At 60.6% G+C, this 6849-nt stretch carries 5 protein-coding genes and 2 pseudogenes; 4 read left to right on the top strand and 3 right to left on the bottom strand.

The window, feature by feature from the left end; translation table 11 throughout:
- Window positions 1-1130: pseudogene (locus AC1DH9_RS20400) on the top strand (NAD(P)-dependent oxidoreductase); the annotation flags it as partial.
- A pseudogene (preA, locus tag AC1DH9_RS20395) lies at window positions 1128-2315 on the top strand (NAD-dependent dihydropyrimidine dehydrogenase subunit PreA); the annotation flags it as partial. The pseudogenes AC1DH9_RS20400 and preA, both read left to right, overlap by 3 nt.
- A gap of 125 nt (window positions 2316-2440) precedes the next feature.
- On the opposite strand, the gene AC1DH9_RS20390 reads toward preA, so the two are convergent.
- Window positions 2441-3061, bottom strand: a complete 621-nt coding sequence (locus AC1DH9_RS20390) for a TetR/AcrR family transcriptional regulator (RefSeq protein ID WP_054597654.1) — start codon at window positions 3059-3061, stop codon at window positions 2441-2443.
- A 125-nt stretch (window positions 3062-3186) separates the two neighbouring features.
- On the opposite strand from AC1DH9_RS20390, the gene copC reads away from it, so the two are divergent.
- Together copC and copD are read left to right on the top strand one after the other, a co-directional pair.
- Window positions 3187-3549, top strand: a complete 363-nt coding sequence (gene copC, locus AC1DH9_RS20385) for a copper homeostasis periplasmic binding protein CopC (protein ID WP_427539295.1) — start codon at window positions 3187-3189, stop codon at window positions 3547-3549.
- A gap of 3 nt (window positions 3550-3552) precedes the next feature.
- Window positions 3553-4431 (top strand): copper homeostasis membrane protein CopD, encoded by an 879-nt coding sequence (copD, locus tag AC1DH9_RS20380; RefSeq protein WP_427539292.1) that lies wholly within the window; start codon window positions 3553-3555, stop codon window positions 4429-4431.
- Between the two features lie 30 nt (window positions 4432-4461).
- Here copD and AC1DH9_RS20375 read toward each other — a convergent pair whose 3' ends face one another.
- Window positions 4462-5613 carry an HlyD family secretion protein gene (locus AC1DH9_RS20375; protein ID WP_477808672.1) on the bottom strand — a complete coding sequence of 384 codons (1152 nt, stop codon included), beginning with the start codon at window positions 5611-5613 and terminating at the stop codon, window positions 4462-4464.
- Window positions 5610-6849, bottom strand: a 1240-nt coding sequence (locus AC1DH9_RS20370; RefSeq protein ID WP_477808671.1) for an MFS transporter, incomplete at its 5' end; no start/stop codon positions are given. The genes AC1DH9_RS20375 and AC1DH9_RS20370, both read right to left, overlap by 4 nt.

Genomic DNA, 6849 nt, shown 5'->3' with positions numbered 1-6849 from the left:
ACGACCGTCAGGCGCATCTGGAAGCCTCGCGCTGCCTGTATTGCTATGACGCGCCGTGCGTCAACGCATGCCCGAGCGACATCGATATCCCGTCGTTCATTCGCAACATCCATCAAGAGAACGTCCAGGGCGCCGCGCAAACAATCCTCTCGGCGAACATCCTGGGTGGCAGTTGCGCCCGGGTCTGCCCGACAGAAATCCTTTGCCAGCACGCCTGTGTGCGCAACAACGCCGAGGAATGCGCGCCGGTACTGATCGGTCTGTTGCAGCGCTACGCCATCGACAACGCACACTTCAGCGAGCACCCGTTCCAACGCACAGCGGCCACCGGCAAACGGATTGCCGTGGTCGGTGCCGGACCTGCCGGTTTGTCGTGCGCACACCGCAGCGCCATGCATGGCCACGAGGTGGTGATTTTCGAGGCGCGGGAAAAGGCCGGCGGACTCAACGAATACGGGATCGCCAAATACAAACTGGTGGATGACTTTGCCCAGCATGAGTTGGAATTCCTGCTGGAAATCGGCGGCATCGAAATCCGCCACGGGCAAAAACTCGGTGAAAACCTGAGCCTCAGCGAACTGCATCAACAGTTCGACGCAGTATTCCTCGGCCTTGGCCTGGCCGCCAGCAAACAGCTGGGGCTGGCTGACGAAGACGCCCCAGGGTTGTTGGCCGCTACCGATTACATTCGCGAACTGCGCCAGGCCGATGACCTGAGCCAATTGCCGCTGGCCGATCATTGCATCGTCCTCGGCGCCGGCAACACGGCAATCGACATGGCCGTGCAAATGGCCCGCCTCGGTGCCCGCGACGTGAATCTGGTGTACCGCCGTGGTCTTGAGGACATGGGCGCAACCAGTCATGAGCAGGACATCGCCAAGGCCAATCAGGTACGGCTGATGACCTGGGCGCAACCGCAGGACGTCTTGCTCGACGATAAAGGCCAGGTGCGCGGCATGCGTTTCGCCCGCACACGTATGGACAATGGCCGGCTGATCAGCACCGGGGACACCTTTGAGCTGGCCGCCGATGCAATCTTCAAAGCCATCGGCCAAAAATTCGACGACAGCGCACTGAGTGATCCRCTGGCCCGCGAACTGAAACGCCAGGGCGACCGAATTCAGGTGGACGTAGTCCGAGCGTTCGAGGCCGGCTGGGGGGGCGTGGTCTGGAAAACCCTGGGCGAAGACCCGGCGGCGGTCAACGTTTCGTCGCGTTACTCCGCGCATTTTGGCGCCAACCGTGAAGTCATGGGCATCAACAACATCGAGCTGATCACTGACCGCTCACTGGAGATCAATCTACGGGAAATCACCCAGGTCAAAAAAGACTGGCCGGATCGCGCACTGATCGTGTCGCTGATGGTGCCCTGCGTCGAGGAGTCGTGGAAAAACATCCTGCCGCTGGTAGAAGCCACCGGTGCCGACGGCATCGAGCTTAACTTCGGCTGCCCCCACGGCATGCCGGAACGTGGCATGGGTGCGGCAGTGGGTCAGGTGCCGGAATACGTCGAGCAAGTTACTCGCTGGTGCAAGACCTATTGCTCGCTGCCGGTGATCGTCAAGCTCACGCCGAACATCACCGACATCCGCGTCGCCGCCCGAGCGGCCCATCGTGGTGGCGCCGATGCGGTGTCGCTGATCAACACCATCAACTCGATCACCAGCATCGACCTGGATCGCATGGTTGCGCATCCGATGGTTGGCAGCCAAAGCACCCACGGCGGTTACTGCGGTTCGGCGGTCAAACCGATTGCGTTGAACATGGTCGCCGAAATCGCCCGCGACCCGCAGACCCAAGGCCTGCCCATTTGTGGCATCGGCGGCATTGGCAGTTGGCGTGACGCTGCTGAATTCATGGCACTGGGCAGTGGCGCGGTGCAGGTGTGCACGGCGGCGATGCTGCATGGTTTTCGGATCGTCGAGGAGATGAAGGACGGGCTGTCGCGTTGGATGGACAGCCAAGGCTACTCAAGCGTGCAGGACTTTTCCGGGCGTGCGGTGKGCAATACCACGGACTGGAAATACCTGGACATCAACTATCAGGTGATTGCCAAGATCGACCAGCAAGCCTGCATCGGTTGCGGCCGTTGCCACATCGCCTGCGAAGACACCTCACACCAGGCCATTGCCAGCCTGAAACAACCGGACGGCACCCATAAATATGAGGTGATCGACGATGAGTGCGTGGGCTGCAACCTGTGCCAGATCACCTGCCCGGTGCAGGACTGCATCGAGATGGTGCCGATCGATAACGGGAAACCGTTCCTGGACTGGGACCATGATCCGAGGAATCCCTATCATGTCGCGGGTTGAGATCTGCGTCGCCTGAGCTGACGCCATCGCGAGCAGGCTCGCTCCCACATTGGATCTCCAGCGTAAACCAGATCCCTGTGGGAGCGAGCCTGCTCGCGATGAGGCCATCAGCCGCGCAACAAATCTTAAGGCTCCAACCCGATCCCCCGCAAAATCACGCTGGTCACGGTCTGCACCGCGCGCTCGAATTGCATGTCCGACAGCGGTTGATGGTCGTTGAGGATGTTGATCTGGTGATCGAAGTCGGCGTAATGCTGGGTCGAGGCCCAGATCATGTACAGCAGGCTTGAAGGCTCCACCGGCAGGATGCGTTTATCCTCCACCCATTGGCGAATTTTCGCTTCCTTCATCTTGGCCCAGTCGTACAGGCTGGCGTCCAGCGCCTCACCCAATGTCGGTGCACCATGGATGATTTCATTGGCCCAGACTTTCGAGCCATACGGCCGGCTGCGGGAATGGTTCATCTTGGCGCGGATGTAACTGCTGAGCACCACCCGCGGGTCATCGAACATCTCGAAGCACAGCGCGTCCTGCTTCCAGACTTCCAGCAAATCGAACAGCACCGCGCTGTACAGCTCAGCCTTGGTGCTGAAGTAGTAATGCAGATTGGAGCGCGGCAGTTGCACTTCTTTAGCAATGTCGGCCATCGCGGTGCTGCCAAAACCTTTCTCGGCGAAGACCTTCTCGGCGGCCAGGAGGATTTTCTCGACGTTACTGCGACGGATCTCGATCTTGTGATTGCCCATAAGGGCTCCCTGACAGCGGCATAGGTCAAGACTAGCATTCGCCACCTGCGAAACGAAACGTCGTACAGGGTCCGAGGCATAGGTAAACTGTCGCATCTTCCAATCTGCCTGATAGGTGCTGACCGATGTTGCTGAAAAAAGCCCTGACTGTGACTGCCCTCCTCGGCTCGCTGTTCGCCTCCTCGGTGTTTGCTCACGCTCACCTGAAAAGCTCGACGCCGGCCGCCGACAGCAGCGTTGCCGCACCTGCCGAATTGCGCCTGGTGTTCTCCGAAGGGGTTGAAGCCAGTTTCACCAAAGTCGATATCAGCAAGGATGGCGTCGCCGTTGCCGTGAAAAGCATCGCCACCGAAAGCGCCGATAAAAAGACCCTGGTCGTCACGCCCGCCGCCCCTCTGAGCGCCGGTAACTACAAGGTCGAATGGCATGCAGTGTCGGTCGACACCCATAAAAGCGCTGGCAACTACAGCTTCAAGGTGAGTCAGTAATCGATGTCGAGCGCGCTGGTCCTGGGCCGCTTCCTGCATTTCATCGTCGTGCTGATGCTGTTTGGGGCCTGTCTGTTCAGGCCCCTGCTGTTGCGCCATGAACCGCTGACCCAAGCGCTCGCGACACTTGATCAACGCCTCGCCGGGCTGAGTAGGCTGCTCGCCGGGTTCGCCTTGTTCACCGGGGTTTGCTGGCTGCTGTTGATCACCGCCAGCATGGCCGGCTCGCTGTCGGCGGCGTTTGATTGGTCAACCGTGCAGTTGGTGTTGAGCAACACCTTCTTCGGGCAGGTCTGGCGTTGGCATCTGCTGTTCAACGGGCTGCTGGTGGTCTGTCTGCTGAGCCCGCTGAGCAATTCGTTTGCGCTACGTATGCTCCTGAGCAGCCTGCTGCTGATGACCCTCGCCCCGGTCGGCCATGGTGCGATGCTCGACGGTCTGAGTGGCCAGTTGTTGATCCTCAACCAAGTGATTCACCTGACCTGCGTCGGTGCCTGGCTGGGTGGACTCATGCTGCTGATGATGATTCTGCGGCGACCGACGACCCACGCGGTCGAGCCAATACTGCAACGCTTCAGCGGGATTGGTTATGGGTTGGTGGCGGGTTTGCTGGTGACCGGCCTGATCAACGTCCGGGTGTTGACCGGGGCTTTCTGGCCGACACCGCTGCTGTCCGGGTTCGCGCTGATTCTGTTGATCAAGGTGCTGTTGGTCAGTGCCATGCTTGGCCTGGCGCTGTTCAATCGCTTGAAAATCAAACACTGCGAGCAACGCCTTTCGGCGCTGCGCACCAGCGTGATGCTGGAGTGGTTGCTGGGGATAGCGGCCGTGGCGGCAGTTTCCCTGTTGGGTACATTGCCGCCGATGGTGGCCGGTAACTGATCGTTCCCGCATGGGAACGATCATCGGCGCCTACGGATTGCCGGCGACGGCATTGCCTTGCCCGGACGTATCGATACTCACCACCACCGACATGCCGGGCCGCAGGCGTTCGCTTTGCGCCTGGTCCGCGTCAACAGTGATGCGCACCGGCACGCGTTGGGCGATTTTGACGAAGTTGCCGGTGGCGTTGTCGGCCTGCAACAGGCTGAATTCGGAACCGGTGGCCGGTGAAATACGCTGAACCCGACCGTGAAATTTCTGGTGGTTCAGGGCATCGACGGTGAAGGTGACCGGCTGGCCGATGTGGATGTTGTTCATCTGGGTTTCTTTCATGTTGGCGATTACCCACAGCTGACTCGGCACCAGTGCCATCAACTGCGCGCCGGAGTTGACGTAGGCGCCGAGACGCACGCCGATCTGCCCGAGCTGACCGTCCTGCGGGGCGACCACACGGGTGTTGGACAGATCGATCCGCGCCAGCTCGACCGCCGCTTCGGCACTGGCCACCGCCGCCTCCAGCGAACCGCGATTGACGATCACCGTTTGCAGGTCCTGCCGGGCGATTTCCAGACTGGCCTGGGCCTGTGCCACCGCAGCGATGGTTTGCGCATTAGCGGCACGGGTCACGTCCAGCTCGCGCTTGGAGACCGAGCCGTCGCTGATCAACGCCTCATTACGCCGCAAGTCCGCTGCGCTTTTTTGCGCCTGGGCCTGGCTGTCGGTCAGCGCCGCCTGACGCAGCTTGATGGTCGCCTCGGCGCTGTTGCGTTGCTGCACCGCATTGGCCAGCGCAGCTTTCTGCACCGCCAGTTGCGCCAGCGATTGATCCAGACGTTGCTTGTAGATCCGGTCATCCAGTCGCACCAGCAGGTCGCCGGTCTTGACGAACTGGAAGTCCTGCACCGGCACCTCAAACACGTAGCCACTGAGCTGCGGGCYGATGATCGTCACCTGGYCGCGAACCAGCGCATTTTCAGTGCTTTCGATGGCGCTGCCGAACGGCGGCAACTGCCAGGCATACAGCACGATCAGCACCCCGACGATGGCAATGGCAGCAAAGCCCAGGGACGAAATGATCCGCACCGGCAGCGAACGCGGCTCGGTGCCAGAAGTTTTAGGCGGTGCCACGCCCTCGGGAGTCGAGGCGATGGCGTTGGTGGTTGTGGTGATCGGGTCGGTCATGAAGAAGAGGCATCGCTGGAAGGAACGGAAGTCGGACTGGCCGGCGTGGGAGCGACAGCCTTGGTCGTGCTCAACAGCCACAGGCTGCGAATGAAGATCCAGAGCATGGTCAGCATCGCGATCACCGCGATCAGCATGAACACATCGTTATAGGCCATGACATTCGCCTCCCGGGTCGCAGCCGCTGCCAGGCTACGAATGCCCTGAGTGGTGCGGGCCGATGGGTCGGCGATACTCGACACATAACTCGCGCTGCTGCCTTGCACACGGCTGGCCACTTGCGGGTCGACCAGGGTCAGGCGCTCGACGATATGGCTGGAATGGAATTTTTCCCGGGCGATCTGGAACGTCCCCAACAACGCAGCACCAATCAAGCCGCCGAGGTTCTGGCAAATCCCGAACAGCACGGAAAAACTCACCAGATTGCGCGGATTGGTCAACACGTTGCGGGTGCCGAGCACCATGGTCGGGCCGAGGAAAAACGTCCCGCCAAAGGCCAGCAGAAACTGGCTAAGGTACATGTTCTCCGGGCGTGTCAGGTTGGTCGAGAAACTGTCCATCACCGAACCGGTGGCCATCAGCGCCAGAGAAATGATCAGCGGCATCAACAGGTGCGAGGGATTGATCGTCAGCGCGCTGGTGGCAAGGCCGGCGACGCTGCCCACCAGCATCACCACGTAAAGGCTGTGCATCTGCTGGCTGCTCAGGTTCAGGGTTTGCAGCAAACCCACCGCCCCGGTGGATTGCTCGGTGAGCACCATACGGATGAGGATCACCGCCAATGCCAGGCGAATCATCACCCCGCTACCAAGCCAGCGGGTCATCAGCATCGGGTTGCTGCGGTTATGTTCGATGGCCAGGCCGGCCATGATCAACACGATCGAGCCGGCCGAGGCGACACCGATCCACGGTGCTTCGAGCCACCAATCGATACGGCCCAACGACAACACCGCACAGAGCAGCGCCACTCCACCTGCCAGCAAGGCGAAGGTCAGGAAGTCGAGTTTTTCGAAAGTTTTGAAGCGGTCACCCGGTGGCAACTTGAGCATGAACACACAGCCCAGTGAGGTCAGCGCCATGCCCAGTTCAAACAGATAGAGCCCGCGCCATTCGGCGATCTGCAACAAGTCTTCGGAAAACAACCGGGCCAGTGGCAACGCCAGTTGCGAGGTGCCCAGGCCCAGCACCAGCGCCTTCATACGCCACTTCGCCGGGAAARCCTGAACCATGTAATAC

The organism is Pseudomonas sp. 05T35 (assembly GCF_056396605.1).
The sequence above is the reverse complement of the archived record's forward strand: the minus strand, read 5'-3'. Positions and strand labels throughout refer to the sequence as shown.